Annotated in this window: 14 protein-coding genes; 9 read left to right on the forward strand and 5 right to left on the reverse strand. The window is 69.5% G+C overall.

Annotated elements, in window-relative coordinates:
• Window positions 1–29: 29 nt before the first annotated feature.
• Entirely contained in the window at window positions 30–809 is a 780-nt protein-coding gene (locus RY94_RS08455) for a CHRD domain-containing protein (protein ID WP_043444123.1), read from the forward strand.
• A 15-nt stretch (window positions 810–824) separates the two neighbouring features.
• On the forward strand, window positions 825–1,541 hold the full coding sequence (locus tag RY94_RS08460) for a sortase domain-containing protein (protein ID WP_043444125.1): 717 nt from the start codon (window positions 825–827) through the stop codon (window positions 1,539–1,541).
• A 17-nt stretch (window positions 1,542–1,558) separates the two neighbouring features.
• On the opposite strand, the gene RY94_RS08465 is transcribed toward RY94_RS08460, so the two are convergent.
• The 5 genes from RY94_RS08465 to glyA form a co-directional block, all read right to left on the reverse strand.
• Window positions 1,559–2,392 carry an ABC transporter permease gene (locus tag RY94_RS08465; RefSeq protein WP_082046186.1) on the reverse strand — a complete coding sequence of 278 codons (834 nt, stop codon included), beginning with the start codon at window positions 2,390–2,392 and terminating at the stop codon, window positions 1,559–1,561.
• Window positions 2,389–3,261 carry an ABC transporter permease gene (locus RY94_RS08470; protein WP_052274153.1) on the reverse strand — a complete coding sequence of 291 codons (873 nt, stop codon included), beginning with the start codon at window positions 3,259–3,261 and terminating at the stop codon, window positions 2,389–2,391. The genes RY94_RS08465 and RY94_RS08470 overlap by 4 nt, the downstream gene beginning before the upstream one ends.
• Window positions 3,254–4,195: an ABC transporter ATP-binding protein gene (locus RY94_RS08475; RefSeq protein ID WP_043444127.1), complete on the reverse strand. Its 942-nt coding sequence runs from the start codon at window positions 4,193–4,195 to the stop codon at window positions 3,254–3,256. The genes RY94_RS08470 and RY94_RS08475 overlap by 8 nt, the downstream gene beginning before the upstream one ends.
• Before the next feature lie 59 nt (window positions 4,196–4,254).
• Entirely contained in the window at window positions 4,255–5,142 is an 888-nt protein-coding gene (locus RY94_RS08480) for a bifunctional methylenetetrahydrofolate dehydrogenase/methenyltetrahydrofolate cyclohydrolase (RefSeq protein WP_043444613.1), read from the reverse strand.
• 149 nt (window positions 5,143–5,291) lie between these two features.
• Window positions 5,292–6,593 (reverse strand): serine hydroxymethyltransferase, encoded by a 1,302-nt coding sequence (gene glyA, locus RY94_RS08485; RefSeq protein ID WP_043444129.1) that lies wholly within the window; start codon window positions 6,591–6,593, stop codon window positions 5,292–5,294.
• Window positions 6,594–6,900: 307 nt separating this feature from the next.
• Between glyA and RY94_RS08490 the strand changes: the two genes are divergently transcribed.
• The 7 genes from RY94_RS08490 to RY94_RS08520 all read left to right on the forward strand — a co-directional run bounded on the left by RY94_RS08490 (window position 6,901) and on the right by RY94_RS08520 (window position 14,862).
• A complete protein-coding gene (locus RY94_RS08490) occupies window positions 6,901–8,025 on the forward strand; it encodes an FAD-dependent oxidoreductase (RefSeq protein ID WP_052274154.1) in 1,125 nt (374 codons plus the stop codon).
• Window positions 8,026–8,886: a formyltetrahydrofolate deformylase gene (purU, locus tag RY94_RS08495; protein WP_043444132.1), complete on the forward strand. Its 861-nt coding sequence runs from the start codon at window positions 8,026–8,028 to the stop codon at window positions 8,884–8,886.
• Window positions 8,887–8,927: 41 nt separating this feature from the next.
• Window positions 8,928–9,449 (forward strand): gamma carbonic anhydrase family protein, encoded by a 522-nt coding sequence (locus RY94_RS08500; protein ID WP_043444134.1) that lies wholly within the window; start codon window positions 8,928–8,930, stop codon window positions 9,447–9,449.
• Window positions 9,450–9,481: 32 nt separating this feature from the next.
• On the forward strand, window positions 9,482–10,705 hold the full coding sequence (locus RY94_RS08505) for an ROK family transcriptional regulator (RefSeq protein ID WP_043444136.1): 1,224 nt from the start codon (window positions 9,482–9,484) through the stop codon (window positions 10,703–10,705).
• A gap of 125 nt (window positions 10,706–10,830) precedes the next feature.
• Window positions 10,831–12,369: a multiple monosaccharide ABC transporter ATP-binding protein gene (mmsA, locus tag RY94_RS08510; protein ID WP_043444138.1), complete on the forward strand. Its 1,539-nt coding sequence runs from the start codon at window positions 10,831–10,833 to the stop codon at window positions 12,367–12,369.
• Window positions 12,370–12,393: 24 nt separating this feature from the next.
• Window positions 12,394–13,695: a multiple monosaccharide ABC transporter permease gene (gene mmsB, locus RY94_RS08515; protein WP_043444140.1), complete on the forward strand. Its 1,302-nt coding sequence runs from the start codon at window positions 12,394–12,396 to the stop codon at window positions 13,693–13,695.
• 69 nt (window positions 13,696–13,764) lie between these two features.
• Window positions 13,765–14,862: a substrate-binding domain-containing protein gene (locus RY94_RS08520; RefSeq protein WP_442853443.1), complete on the forward strand. Its 1,098-nt coding sequence runs from the start codon at window positions 13,765–13,767 to the stop codon at window positions 14,860–14,862.
• The last annotated feature ends 4 nt before the right edge of the window (window positions 14,863–14,866 follow it).

Genomic DNA, 14,866 nt, shown 5'->3' on the forward strand with positions numbered 1-14,866 from the left:
CGCTTCACTCGTACTATGGAGGAACACCCATGAACAAGAAGATGCGTCTCCTGGCAGTACCGGCCCTCGCACTCGGCGCCGTCGCCATGGCGGGCTCCCCGGCAATGGCTGCCGACGGGAGCTACTCGTCGACCCTCGGCCAGCTCAACGGCACCACCGGTACCGGCAGCATCACCGTCGATGTCACCGGCGACAAGGCCATGGTCAACCTGCAGGTCTCGGGCCTGGCCGAGACGTTCATGGACGGACCCTACCCGCACGTCCAGCACGTCCACGGTGGCGCCAAGGGTGCGTGCCCCACGGCGGCCGACGACGCCAATGGCGACGGGATCGTCAGCGTCACCGAAGGTGCCGGCCTCTACGGCGGCATCGTGACCACGCTGACCACCTCCGGCGCCACCACGCCGGCTGAGGGCCTGAACCTGGCGCTCGGCGGCCAGGGCGGCACCTACAACGTCCAGCGCGAGATCACCCTCGACGCCGCGACCAAGGCCTCCCTCGAAGCCGGCACCGCCGTCGTCGTCGTGCACGGTCTCGATCCCGCGACCGCCGGCGTCTCCACCGAGGTCTTCTCCTCCCCGAGCGACCTCGATCCCGAGCTCCCCCTCGGCGCCACCTCCCCCGCACTGTGCGGCACCCTCGTGGCAGCCCAGATGGGCGAAATGCCGTCCGGCGGAGCCGACACCGGTGTCGCCACGGAGTCCTCCTCCAACACCGCGGGCATGATCGCCCTCGGTGGCGGCCTGGTCCTCGCCGCAGCAGCCGGTGGCACCTACGTGGTCCGTCGCCGTACGGCCGACAACGCGTGATCCAGATCATCCACGATGATCGATAGAGTGATCGGCCACCGCTGGGGCTTCACGGCCCCGGCGGTGGCCGCCCTTTTCCTCCTCACCGGGTGCGGGGCCGCCGACACACCGGAGACCGCCCCGGCGCCCGCCGTCTCCCCGGGCATCTCCTCGAGCGCGGATGCGCCGGCTCCCTCCGCCCCGGCGTCCGCCCCACCCTCTGCCGCACCCTCAGCCGCACCGTCCGCGACGGCGACCGCGCCGTCGTCGAGTGCCCCCGCCCCCCTGCCCGCCGTGCTCCCGGCCTCCGCACCCGTCACGCTGGAGATCGGGTCGATCGGCGTCCGGACCGACCTGCTGAGGCTCGGCCTGCGCGAGAACCGGAGCCTCGAGGTGCCGCCCGACGGCCCGGGGGCTCCCGCGAGCTGGTACGACGAGTCCCCCACGCCCGGCGATCGTGGCCCGGCCGTCCTGCTCGGCCACGTGAACGCCACCGACGGCGGCAAGGGCGTCTTCGCCGACCTCCGTGCGCTGGCCGCCGGCGACCGCATGAGCGTCACCCGGGAGGACGGCACGACGGCGGTGTTCGAGTTCCAGCGCGGCGAGGCCTACGGGAAGGACGAGTTCCCCACCCTCGAGGTGTACGGGAACACCCCGGGGTCGGAGCTGCGGCTCATCACGTGCGACGGCTACAACCCCGACACGGGCGAATTCGACGACAACTACGTCGTCTACGCGACGCTCGTCCCCTAGGACCCGGTCTGCGGGCGCTACCGCAGGAAGAGCTTCCGCAGCCGCAGGGTGGTCAGCAGCATGCCCACCACGATCATGGCCAGGAAGTAGCCGAGGTGGAGGACCGTCGCCGGGGTGAACGAGGCGACGCTGATCTGGCGCAGCAGTTCCACCCCGTGCCAGAGGGGCAGCGCCTGGATGAACCACTGGATGCCCTGCGGGTACACGCTGAGCGGGTAGAAGGTCGCCGAGAACAGGAACATCGGCAGCATCACGAAGTTGACCCATTCCATCTGCTGGAACGTCTTCATGAAGCTGGTGATCCCCATGCCGAAGGACGCGAACCCGAACGCGATGACCACGGACGCCGGGATCACGAGCAGCGCCACCGGCGTCGTGATGAGCCCCATGAGCGCCATCACCGCGGTGAAACCCGTCGCGTACAGGGCCCCGCGCAGCAGGGCCAGGAAGATCTCGCCGATCGCGACGTCGAGCGGCCCGAGCGAGGTGTACAGCATCCCCTGGTACAGCTTGGCGAAGTTCATCTTGAAGAAGACGTTCCACGTGCTGTCGTAGACGGCCCCGTTCATGGCGGAGACCGCCAGCAGGGCCGGCGCGATGTAGGCGGCGTAGCTGATCGGCCGGCCGTCGGGCCCCTCGACCGTCCCGACGAGGGCGCCGAGGCCCACGCCCATGGAGACCAGGTAGAGCACCGGCTCGAAGAAGCCGGACACCATGATGAGCCAGTTGCTGCTGCGGGTCGCCAGGAGCCCGCGCGCGATGACGGCCTTCGCGTTGCGCGAGTACAGCGCGGCGAGGGGACGCTTCGAGCCGTCCAGCGCGTAGTCCTGCAGGGTCAGCGGGGCGCTCACCGGCCGAGCCTCCTCGCGTAGACGGAGTGCGCCAGGCGCAGGCCGACGACGGCGAGGACCACCAGGTACAGCACATGGACCACGGCGAGCCAGGGCGGGATGGCCTGCCCGTAGGTGAGGCTCCGGCCCAGTTCCGTGCCGTGCCACAGCGGTGAGATCCAGCCGATCCACTGCAGGAGGACCGGCAGGGTGTCGAGCGGGAAGAACGTCCCGGAGAACAGGAACAGCGGGGTCACGATGAAGCGCATGACGAGCGCGAACTGGCCCTTGTCCTCCTCGACGCTCGCCGAGTAGGCCATCAGCGGGAGGCCGAACGCCAGGCCGCTGAGGACGGCGACGGGGATGACGGCCGCCCCCGTGGCGGACGGCGACGCACCGAAGGCGGCGACGATGAGGAAGTAGACGATGGTGGTCGCGGTCAGCCGGACGGTGATCGCGAGCACGTGCCCGTTGACGATCTGGCCCGTGCCGAGCGGCGAGGCGTGCGGGCCGTAGTAGACCCGCCGCCACTTGAAACCGTCCATGACGGGGTAGGTGAACTCCGTGGCCGCCGTCATGATCGTCGCGGACGCCAGCAGGGCCGGCGCGATGAAGGCCAGGTAGCCGACGCCGCCGAAGGCTGCGGCCGCGTTCGCGTCCACGAGCGAGGCCAGGCCCACGCCCATCGCGAAGAGGTACATGACCGGGGTGCCGACGCTGGAGGCGAGCAGCGTCCAGCGGTAGCCCTGCATGGAGCGGAGCACGTGCTCGGCGTAGTACCAGGACCCGAACGACCGGGCGCGGCGCGCGGAGACCTCCGGCGCGTGGGCGTGGAGGCGGTAGGGCGGGCCGGTGGTGGAGTCCCGGACGGCGGGCTCGCTCTCACTCAACGAGGCTCCTCCCGGTCAGGCGCAGGAAGACGTCCTCGAGGGAGGACCGCCGTACGAGGGAGGTGATGGGCTTCAGCCCCCGGGAGGTGACCTGCTCCAGGGCCGCCTCGCCGTCCTGGGCGTAGATCAGCACGCGGTCCGGCAGCGGCTCGAGGCGCTCCCCGATCCCCTGCAGCTCACCCGCCACCGTGGTGTTGCGCGCCGAACCGAACCGCAGTTCGAGCACCTCGCGGGTGGAGTGCTCCCGGATGAGCTGGGCGGGCGAGCCCTCGGCCATGATCCGCCCCTTGTCCACGACCACGAGCCGGTCGCAGAGCTGCTCCGCCTCGTCCATGTAGTGCGTGGTGAGGATCAGGGTCACCCCGGATTCCTTGAGGCGGAACAGCCTGTCCCAGAGGATGTGCCGTGCCTGCGGGTCGAGGCCCGTGGTGGGTTCGTCCAGCAGGAGGATCTTCGGCTCGTTGATGAGGGAGCGTGCGATGGTCAGGCGCCGCTTCATGCCGCCCGACAGCGCGTCGACCTTCGCGCCGGCCTTGTCGGTGAGCTGGGCGAACTCCAGCAGCTCGTCGGCCTTCGGCCTGAGGTAGCTCATCGGGAGCCCGAAGTAGCGGCCGTAGACGATGAGGTTGTCGCGGACCCTCAGTTCCTCGTCGAGGTTGTCCTGCTGCGGTACCACCCCGAGGTGGGCGCGCACCTCGGGCCCGTGGTCCTCGGGGTCCAGGCCCATGATAGTGAGCCGGCCCGAGGTCCGCTGCGAGACCCCGCCGATCATGCGCATGGTGGTCGACTTCCCCGCGCCGTTCGGGCCCAGCAGGCCGAAGGACTCCCCCGCCGGCACCTCGAAGGAGATGCCGTCGACGGCCTTGAACCCGCCGTAGTGCTTGCTGAGCTGCTGCGCGGCGATGACCGGGGGTCCGGAGGGCTGGGTGGGCACCCGCCCAGCCTAGGCGATGCCCCCGGGCAGGATCCGGTGGAAGCCTCGCGTGTCTAGGCCTAAGCGGCCCTGCGCTCGGCGGCCTCGACGACGTTCGTGAGCAGCATCGCCCGGGTCATGGGCCCCACTCCCCCGGGGTTCGGCGACAGCCAGCCGGCCACGGACGCCGCGGCGGGGTCGACGTCGCCCGTGAGCTTCGCCTTCCCGGTCTCCGGGTCCTCGACGCGGCTCACGCCCACGTCGAGGACGATCGCGCCGGGCTTGAGCTGGTCCGCCGTGATCATGTGCGGGATGCCGGCGGCCGCCACGACCACGTCGGCGCGGCCGAGATGGTCGGCGAGGTCGACGGTCCCGGTGTGGGCCAGGGTGACGGTCGCATTGATCTGCTTGCGCGTCAGGAGCAGCCCGAGCGGCCGCCCCACGGTGACGCCGCGTCCCACGACCAGCACGTTCAGTCCCTCGAGGGCGACGCCGTGCCGGAGGAGGAGCTCGACGATCCCGTGCGGGGTGCACGGCAGGGGCGAGTCCATCGCGGCGTTGACGTTGAGGACGAGCCTGCCGAGGTTCATCGGGTGCAGGCCGTCGGCGTCCTTCGCCGGGTCGATGCGCTCGAGGATCGCATTGGTGTCGAGGTGCGCGGGCAGCGGGAGCTGCACGATGTAGCCGGTGGTGGCGTCGTCGTCGTTCAGCTCGTCGAGGACCGCCTCGAGTTCCTCCTGCGTGACGGTGGCCGGGAGGTCGCGGCGTATCGAGGTGATGCCCACCTGCGCGCAGTCGCGGTGCTTGCCCGCCACGTAGGAGTGGCTGCCGGGGTCGTCCCCCACGAGCACCGTGCCGAGGCCCGGTGTCACACCGCGCTCGCGGAGGACTGCCACACGCTCGGCGAGTTCCTCCTTGATCCGGGCTGCGGTCGCCTTGCCGTCGAGGATGCGTGCTGTCGTCGTCATGCGGATCGTCCTTCTCGGGGTGTCCAGTTGCTCGAGCAGGAATGCCTTGCCGCGGTCGCAGCAGCCGGTGAAGCAGCATTCCCCTGCGGGGATGTCGTAGCCGGTCGACGCGGCGGCCTCGGAGGTGAGGGCGCCGGGCGGGACCGCGGCTACCACTCCTCCTGGCCCGGGTACAGCGGGAAGTCGGCGGCGAGCGCGGACACGCGGGCGCGGAGCGCCTGGACGTCGGGTGAGGGCTTGAGGGCCGCGGCGATGATCTCGCCCACCTCGGTGAACTCGACGGCCCCGAAACCGCGGGTCGCGAGCGCGGGGGTACCGATCCGGAGGCCCGAGGTGACCATCGGCGGACGGGGATCGAACGGCACCGCGTTGCGGTTGACGGTGATCCCGACCGAATGCAGCACGTCCTCGGCCTGCTGGCCGTCGAGCGAGGAGTGCCGCAGGTCCACGAGGACGAGGTGGACGTCCGTGCCACCCGTGAGCACCGAGACGCCGTGCTCGGTGACGTCCGACGCCGTGAGGCGCTCGGCGATGATGCGCGCACCCTCGAGGACGCGCTCCTGGCGCTCCCTGAACTCGGCCGACCCGGCGATCCTGAAAGCCGTGGCCTTGCCCGCGATGACGTGCATGAGCGGGCCGCCCTGCTGGCCGGGGAAGACGTTCGAGTTGATCTTCTTGGCCCATTCCTGCTTGGCGAGGATCACGCCGGAGCGGGGACCCGCGAGGGTCTTGTGGACCGTGGAGGTGACGACGTCGGAGTACGGCACGGGGCTGGGGTGGACGCCGGCGGCGACGAGGCCCGCGAAGTGCGCCATGTCGGTCCACAGCAGCGCGCCGACCTCGTCGGCGATCGCGCGGAACGCCGCGAAGTCGAGCTGGCGGGGGTAGGCCGACCAGCCGGCGATGATGACCTGGGGCTTCGCGGCGAGCGCCTGCTCGCGCACGCGCTCCATGTCCAGGCGGTGGGTGTCCTCCTCGACGCCGTAGGCCGCGACCTCGTACAGCTTGCCCGAGAAGTTCAGCTTCATGCCGTGCGTGAGGTGGCCGCCGTGCGCGAGGGAGAGCCCCATGATCCTGTCGCCGGGCTTGATCATGGCCGAGAGCGCCGCCGCGTTGGCCTGCGCACCGGAGTGCGGCTGGACGTTCGCGAACTCGGCGCCGAACAGCGCCTTGACCCGCTCGATCGCCAGGTTCTCGGCGACGTCGACGTGCTCGCAGCCGCCGTAGTAGCGGCGCCCGGGGTAGCCCTCCGCGTACTTGTTGGTGAGCACGCTGCCCTGGGCCTCGAGGACGGCGCGCGGTGCGAAGTTCTCCGAGGCGATCATCTCGAGGGTGTCCCGCTGCCGTGCGAGCTCGTCCCGGAGGACGGCGGCGATCTCCGGATCCACCTCGGACAGGGGGGCGTTGGTGACGGAGTCGGCGTGGGAGGGAGCCATGGGCGAAGTGGTCATCGGTCGATCCTTCTCTGGGTCTCGCAAGGGGTCAGCGTGAATCGCGGGCGGGGGTCGGGACCGCAGTCCGCGCCCCGGCCGCTCATGAAACGTGACCCGCGGCCCAGGCGTGCGATCCGTGGTCTGCACTGGAAGCGCGGGCGCCCCGCAGGGGATCCCGGCCTCCCGCCGCTTCCTGGTGGTTGCCCACCCTACGCCAGTCGCGACGCTCCCATGCTAGCCGGAATACGGGGACGGCGGGACAGGTTCCGCATCAGGGGAACATCAGCTCGGCGGTGGCCGACGCCGCAACGGGAAGGTCGTCGCCATGCACGGTCAGGCACGGGAAGTGGATGCACCCCTCCGACGCGTCCGGGTCGTCGTGATCGGTGCCGGCCAGGCGGGCCTCAGCAGCGCCTACCACCTGGCACGCCGGGGGCTCACCCCGCACCGGGACGTCGTGGTCCTCGACGCCAACCCCGCTCCCGGCGGCGCGTGGCTGCACCGCTGGCCCGCCCTCACCTTCGACGCCGCCCACGCCCTGCACGACCTCCCGGGCCTGCGCCTCGGGACGCCGGACCCGGAGGAGCCCGCCTCCCGGGTGGTCACCCGGTACTACGGCGACTACGAGCGGACCTTCGCCCTGCCCGTGCTCCGGCCGGTCCGGGTACTCCGCGTGGAGGCCGACGACGACGGCGGCCCCCTCCGCGTGTCCACCCCGGACGGCACCTGGCTGGCCGACGTCGTCATCAGCGCCACCGGCACCTGGGACCGCCCCTACTGGCCCCACTACCCCGGCCGGGACGTCTTCGAGGGACGCCAACTGCACACGCACGACTACCGCTCGGCCGGCGAGTTCACGGGCCGGCGCGTCCTCGTGGTGGGCGGCGGGACCTCCGCCGTCCAGTTCGTCCTCCAGCTCCACGCCGCCGGGGCCACGCCCCTCTGGTCGACCCGCCGGCCGCCGTCGTTCACCCGCCGGCCGTTCGACGCCGAATGGGGCCGCGAGGTCGAGGCCGCGGTCGATACGCGGACGGGTGCTGGCCTCCCACCGGCCAGCGTGGTGTCGGCGACGGGCCTGCCGCTCACGGCCGAGTACCGGGCGGGCATCGACGCCGGGATCCTCGTGTCGCGCGGCCCGCTGGCCGGACTGCGCGAGCGGTCGGCGGTGTTCACGGACGGCACCGAGGAACCCGTCGACGCCGTACTGTGGGCCACCGGCTTCCGTGCCGCCCTGGACCACCTCGCACCGCTGCGCCTCCGGGAGCCCGGCGGCGGCATCGTCATGGACGGTGTGCATGTGCTGAAGGAACCGCGGCTCCTGCTCGTCGGCTACGGTGCCTCGGCGTCGACGCTCGGCGCGTCACGGGCAGGGCGGGCGGCTGCGGCGGCCGCCGCAGCCCGGCTGCGCGGGATCGCGTCACAATCGGCGGCCGCCGGTAATCTGGCGTAGGTGACCTCCCCCGCTGCTCCCAGCTCCTTCTCCCTGACGCTGTCCTGCCCCGACCGGCCCGGGATCGTCCACGGCGTCTCGGGCGCCCTGGTCGGCGTGGGCGCCAACATCACCGAGTCGCAGCAGTACGGGAGCCCTGACACGGGCACCTTCTTCATGCGCGTGGCACTCGACACCGTCGCCCCGGAGGAGGACCTCCGCGCGGCGCTCGGGCCCGTGGCCGGGGAGTTCGGGATGGACTGGTCGCTGACCCCGGCCGCACGCCGCACGCGGACGCTCATCATGGTGTCCAAGGCCGCGCACTGCCTCAACGACCTCCTCTTCCAGCACCGCTCCGGCACGCTCGCCATCGACATCCCCGTGATCGTGTCCAACCACCGCGACCTCGAGGGCCTCGCCGCGTTCTACGGCGTCGAGTTCCACCACATCCCGGTGACGCCCGGGACCAAGGACGACGCCGAGGACAGGCTGCGCGCGCTGATGGACGAGCACGGGATCGAACTCGTGGTCCTCGCGCGGTACATGCAGATCCTCAGCGACCGGCTCTGCGAGGACCTGCTCGGCCGGGCCATCAACATCCACCACTCGTTCCTGCCGTCCTTCAAGGGTGCCCGCCCCTACCACCAGGCCCATGCGCGCGGGGTGAAGCTGATCGGCGCGACCGCCCACTACGTCACCGGGGCCCTCGACGAGGGGCCGATCATCGAGCAGGAGGTCATCCGCGTGGATCATGCGCGCACGGCCGAACAGCTGACGTCGATCGGCCGGGAGCTGGAGGGACGCGCGCTGGTGCAGGCCGTCCAGTGGCATGCGGAGCACCGCGTCCTCCTCGACGGCCGCCGCACGATCGTCTTCAACTGACGCAGCAGCCGCGCCGGGAGGGTGTCGCCTAGGCTGGCGCCATGGCACATCTCATCCCCTTCCGCGGCAGGACCCCCGTCATCAGCGATTCGGCCTTCACGGCGCCGACCGCATCCCTCATCGGGGAGGTGACCCTCGGCGAGTTCGCCAGCGTCTTCTACGGTGCCAGCGTCCGCGCCGACACCGCCCCGATCTCGATCGGGGACGGGAGCAACCTCCAGGACAACGTGGTGGTCCACGCCGACCCGGGCTTCCCTGCCACGATCGGGGACCGCGTCAGCGTGGGGCACAGCGCCGTGGTGCACGGGTGCACGATCGGGGACGACTGCCTCATCGGGATGAGCGCCACGGTCATGAACGGTGCCGTCATCGGCGCCGGGTCGCTGGTCGCCGCCGGCGCCGTCGTGCTCGAGGGAACGGTCGTCCCGCCGCGGTCGCTCGTGGCCGGCGTCCCGGCGAAGGTGCGGAGGCAGCTCGACGACGACGAGGTAAGGGCCGTGCAGGCCAACGCGGACCGCTACAAGGCTCTCGCCCAGGAGCACCGCGAAGCGTTCACTTCTTGACGACAGGCACGGGGTGCGGCAGCCTTGATCCCATGCCCGCAGAATCCCCCTCGACGGCGAGGTCGAGCCCGAGCGGCCCGCCTCCGAAACCGGGATCCCAGTCCGCCCTGCGCGAGCGGAACCAGCATCGCGTGATCGCGGCCCTCATGAGCGGCGGGCCCCGGACCCAGGCGGAACTCGCCCGGCAGACCGGGCTCTCGACGGCGACGGTCTCCAACATCGTGAAGTCCATGGCCGTGACCGGGATCGTCAGCACCGTGCCCACCACCAGCTCGGGGCGCCGGGCCCTGTCCGTGGTCCTCAACGACAACGGGCAGGTCGCGGCGGGCATCGACATCGGACGCCGCCACCTCCGCGTCGTCCTCGCGAGCCCCAACTACCGGGTCCTGCAGGAGGCCTCCGTCCCCCTCCCGCTCGGCCACAGCGCCCAGGACGGACTGGCCGCCGCGGCGGGCCTCCTGGACACCCTGCTCGAGGACGGCGGCATCTCCCGGGGCGCGCTCCTCGGCGCCGGGATCGGCATCCCGGGCCCCATCGACCGTCGCAGCGGGACCGTGGTGCAGGGGGCCATCCTGCCCGAATGGGTGGGCATCAACATCCACGAGACGTTCAGCGAACGGCTCGGCGTGCCCGTCCTCATCGACAACGACGCCAATCTGGGGGCCCTGGCGCAGGTGACCTGGGGGCCGCACAGTGCGGTGGACAACCTGATGTTCATCAAGGTGGGGTCCGGCATCGGCTCCGGACTCGTCCTCAACGGAGCGCTGTTCTACGGCAACGTCGGGATCACCGGGGAACTGGGACACACCACCATCAACGAACACGGCCTGATCTGCCGGTGCGGCAACCGCGGCTGCCTCGAGACCGTCGCCTCGACCTCCACCATGATCGAACTGCTCAGCCGCGGGGGCAGCGAACCCGTGGACACCCGGCGCATCATCGACCGCGCGCTCACCGGTGACACCGCGACGCTGCGCGTGATCGACGACGCCGGCGTCGCCATCGGCCGGGCGCTCGCCCACATGGCCAACCTGATCAACCCCGAGACCATCGTCGTCGGCGGCCCGCTCACCGACCTCGGCGAGATCCTCCTCGGGCCGATCCGGCGCGGGCTGTCCCGCCACGCAGTGCCCATCATCGGTGAGACGACCGCCGTCTGCATGTCCTCGCTCGGTGACCGCGCCGAGGCGCTCGGAGGCGCCGCCGTCGTCCTCGCCCAGTCGGGGCTCTCCCCCGCACTCGTGGGTTCAACCTAAAGATTTCCTCTGTTTTCCCGGGGGCATGCGTTCAACAGTTGACTGCAAGGGCCGGGGCATGTTCAATTCTTTTCGGGTCGTGATCGGACCTGCACCAAGACAACGCCGTCACTGCGGGAGAATCCATGAAGAACCACATCATCCTCGAGATGCGCTCCATCACGAAGGAGTTCCCCGGCGTCAAGGCCCTCGCGGACGTCTCGATCGAGGTGCGCGCAGGCGAGATCCACGCGATCTGCGGTGAGAACGGCGCCGGGAAGTCGACCCTCATGAAGGTCCTCTCGGGGCTCTACCCGTATGGCGACTACTCGGGCGACATCATCTTCCAGGGCGAAGAGGTCCGGTTCAAGGACATCCGCTCCAGCGAGGCCGCGGGGATCGTCATCATCCACCAGGAACTCGCGCTGATCCCGGAGCTCTCGATCGCGGAGAACATCTTCCTGGGCAACGAGCCCACCCGCTTCGGTGTCATCGACTGGGACCACGTCAACCGGAGCACGCTGGAGCTCATGGCCCGTGTGGGCCTGAGCGAGGACCCCACCACCAAGATCAAGGACATCGGCGTCGGCAAGCAGCAGCTCGTCGAGATCGCCAAGGCGCTCAGCAAGTCGGTGAAGCTGCTCATCCTCGACGAGCCCACCGCCGCCCTGAACGAGTCCGACTCGCAGCACCTCCTGGACCTGATGGCCGGCCTGCGGTCCAAGGGCATCAGCTGCATCATGATCTCCCACAAACTCAACGAGATCGAGCAGATCGCCGACTCGATCACGATCATCCGCGACGGCAAGTCCATCGAGACGCTGCACGTCAAGGAGGACGGCGTGGACGAGGACCGCATCATCCGCGGGATGGTGGGCCGCTCGCTCGAATCCCGCTTCCCCGACCACACCCCGACGATCGGTGAGACCTTCTTCGAGGTCCGCAACTGGACGGTCGGCCACCCCACCGTGCCCGACCGCCTGGTGTGCAAGAACTCGAGCTTCAAGGTGCGGCGCGGCGAGATCGTCGGGTTCGCGGGGCTGATGGGCGCCGGGCGCACCGAACTCGCGCGCTCGGTCTTCGGCCGCTCGTACGGCACCTTCAAATCGGGCCAGATCGTCATGGACGGCAAGGAGATCACGCTCCGCACGGTGCCGCAGGCGATCGACGCCGGCCTCGCCTACGTCACCGAGGACCGCAAGTCGCTCGGCCTCAACCTGCTGGACGACATCAAGACCACCACCGTGTCCGCGAACCTGAAGAAGATCACGCGCGGGCTCGTCGTGGACAGGGACGAGGAGTTCAGGATCGCCGAGGAGTACCGGAAGTCGCTGCGCACCAAGACGCCGAGCGTCAACGAGGGCGTCGCGAAGCTCTCGGGAGGCAACCAGCAGAAGGTGGTCCTCGCCAAGTGGATGTTCACCGATCCCGAACTGCTGATCCTCGACGAGCCCACCCGCGGCATCGACGTGGGCGCCAAGTACGAGATCTATGGCATCATCCAGAAACTCGCGGACCAGGGGAAGGGCGTCATCGTCATCTCCTCCGAACTGCCCGAACTGCTCGGCCTCTCGGACCGGATCTACACGATCTTCGAGGGCGCCATCACCGGGGAAGTGGACCGCGAGAACGCCAACCAGGAATCCCTGATGAAACTCATGACCGCCAGCAGGAAATCTGCCTGACCCGTTGACCCAAGGAAAGACACCATGAATTCCCTCAAACAAATCTTCGGCGGGAACACCCGCCAGTTCGGGATGATCTTCGCCCTGGTCGCGCTCGTCCTGTTCTTCCAGTGGCGCACGGGCGGCAAGATGCTCACGTCCGTCAACATGATGAACCTGTTCAACGGCAACTCGTACATCCTCATCCTCGCGATCGGGATGGTGCTGGTCATCATCGCCGGGCACATCGACCTCTCCGTCGGCTCCGTCGCCGCGTTCGTCGGCATCGTCGTCGCGATCGCGATGCGCGACTGGGGCATCCCCTGGTACCTCGGTGTGGTGCTCGGCCTGGCGCTCGGCGCACTCATCGGGATGTGGCAGGGCTTCTGGGTGGCCTACGTCGGCATCCCCGCGTTCATCGTCACCCTGTCCGGGATGCTCATCTTCCGCGGCGCCAACCAGTCCGTGGGCAACTCCCTCACCGTCCCGGTCCCCGAGGGCTTCCGTGAGCTCGGCGCGGGATACCTGCCCGAGGTCGGCCCGAACATCGGCTACAACAACCTGACCGTGCTGATGGGCCTCGGCCTCGTGGCCTTCGTGATCTACAACGAGTTCCGGGGCCGCCGGAAACTGGAGAAGATCAACGCCGAGGTGCCCCCCATGTGGGTCCCCATCACCAAGGTGGCCCTGCTCTCCGCGGTCATCCTCTACGCGACCTACCTCTTCGCGACCGGACGCCCGGGTACGTCCTTCCCGGTCCCCGGCCTGATCCTCGGCGTCCTCGTCATCATCTACGCGTTCATCTCCAACAAGACGATCGCCGGCCGCCACGTGTACGCCGTCGGCGGCAACCGCCATGCGGCCGAGCTGTCCGGCGTGCAGGGCAAGCGCGTGAACTTCATGGTCATGATGAACATGTCCATCCTCGCGGCCCTCGCGGGCATGATCTTCGTCGGACGCTCCACCGCCTCCGGCCCGTCGGACGGCGTCGGCTGGGAGCTCGACGCGATCGCTGCCGTGTTCATCGGCGGCGCAGCCGTCACGGGCGGCGTCGGGACCGTGGTCGGATCCATCATCGGAGGCCTCGTCATGGCCGTCCTGAACAACGGGCTGCAGCTCCTCGGAGCCGGCGCCGACGACACCCAGATCATCAAGGGCCTGGTCCTGCTCATCGCCGTCGCCTTCGACGTCTACAGCAAGAGCCAGGGCAAGCCGTCCATCATCGGCCTGATCACCCGGCGGTTCGGCGGAGGCGACGGTGGCAAGAAGGTCGACACCGAGGTTCCGACCCCCTCCCCGACCGAGCAGGCCGTCGGAACCAAGCAGGTCATCTCCCACGACGTCTAGGACCCGGCTCCCCCGGTTCCCGACACCGAAGCTTTCCCCGTCCACCAGAGCAAGAGAAAGAGAATGAGAATGCGTACTTTCGCAAAATCCCTCGCAGCGATCGCTGCCATATCAGCGCTGACGCTGACCGGGTGCGGCCGCGAAGAAGCGGCACCCTCCGCCGACGGCGAGACCGCCGCAGCAGGGTTCGAGGCAGGATCGGCCATCGGGGTCGCGCTCCCGCAGAAGACCTCGGAGAACTGGGTCCTCGCCGAGGAACTCTTCAACGAGGGCCTGACCGAGGCCGGCTACGATCCCGACGTGCAGTTCGCCAACGGCGGCGTCTCGGAGCAGCAGAACCAGATCAGCTCCATGATCACCAACGGTGTGAAGGTCCTGGTCGTCGGCGCCATCGACGGCGCGCAGCTCGGCACCCAGCTCCAGCAGGCCAAGGACGCCGGCATCACGATCATCGCCTACGACCGCCTCCTGACCAACACGGAGAACGTGGACTACTACGTGGCCTACGACAACTTCCAGGTCGGCGAGCTCCAGGGCCAGGCCCTGCTGGACGGTATGAAGGCCGCGAAGCCCGAGGGCCCGTACAACATCGAACTGTTCGCCGGTTCGCCGGACGACGCCAACGCGAAGGTCTTCTTCGACGGCGCCATGAGTGTCCTCCAGCCCGAGATCGACAACGGCAACCTCGTCGTCGTGTCCGGCCAGGAGACCTTCGACCAGGTCGTCACCCAGGGCTGGAAGGCGGAGAACGCTCAGAAGCGCATGGACACCCTGCTCTCCGGCAGCTACAGCTCGGAAGAGCTCGACGGCGTCCTGTCCCCCAACGACACACTCGCCCGTGCGATCCTGACCTCGGTCAAGGGTGCCGGCAAGCCCATCCCGGTGGTCACCGGCCAGGACTCCGAGGTGGAATCCGTGAAGTCGATCATGGCGGGCGAGCAGTACTCCACGATCAACAAGGACACCCGCGCCCTCGTGGAACACGCCATCGTGATGGTCAACGACCTCCAGGCCGGCAACGAGCTCGAGATCAACGATCCCGACTCCTACGACAACGGCGTGAAGACGGTTCCCGCCTACCTCCTCGAACCGCAGATCGTCACCAAGGAGAACGCCGCCGAGGCGTACGCCAACGACGAGACGCTGGCTCCCCTCACCCAGCAGTAGCACC

It is taken from the genome of Arthrobacter sp. L77, from assembly GCF_000816565.1.
Classification (GTDB): domain Bacteria; phylum Actinomycetota; class Actinomycetes; order Actinomycetales; family Micrococcaceae; genus Arthrobacter_D; species Arthrobacter_D antioxidans.

What these genes read in the sequence shown, in the direction of transcription:
- RY94_RS08455 (WP_043444123.1), top strand. Translation starts at nt 30, where the DNA reads ATGAACAAGAAGATGCGTCTCCTGGCAGTACCGGCCCTCGCACTCGGC.
- RY94_RS08460 (WP_043444125.1), top strand. Translation starts at nt 825, where the DNA reads ATGATCGATAGAGTGATCGGCCACCGCTGGGGCTTCACGGCCCCGGCG.
- RY94_RS08480 (WP_043444613.1), bottom strand. Translation starts at nt 5,142, where the DNA reads ATGACGACGACAGCACGCATCCTCGACGGCAAGGCGACCGCAGCCCGG.
- glyA (WP_043444129.1), bottom strand. Translation starts at nt 6,593, where the DNA reads ATGACCACTTCGCCCATGGCTCCCTCCCACGCCGACTCCGTCACCAAC.
- RY94_RS08490 (WP_052274154.1), top strand. Translation starts at nt 6,901, where the DNA reads ATGCACGGTCAGGCACGGGAAGTGGATGCACCCCTCCGACGCGTCCGG.
- RY94_RS08500 (WP_043444134.1), top strand. Translation starts at nt 8,928, where the DNA reads ATGGCACATCTCATCCCCTTCCGCGGCAGGACCCCCGTCATCAGCGAT.
- RY94_RS08505 (WP_043444136.1), top strand. Translation starts at nt 9,482, where the DNA reads ATGCCCGCAGAATCCCCCTCGACGGCGAGGTCGAGCCCGAGCGGCCCG.
- mmsA (WP_043444138.1), top strand. Translation starts at nt 10,831, where the DNA reads ATGAAGAACCACATCATCCTCGAGATGCGCTCCATCACGAAGGAGTTC.
- mmsB (WP_043444140.1), top strand. Translation starts at nt 12,394, where the DNA reads ATGAATTCCCTCAAACAAATCTTCGGCGGGAACACCCGCCAGTTCGGG.
- RY94_RS08520 (WP_442853443.1), top strand. Translation starts at nt 13,765, where the DNA reads ATGCGTACTTTCGCAAAATCCCTCGCAGCGATCGCTGCCATATCAGCG.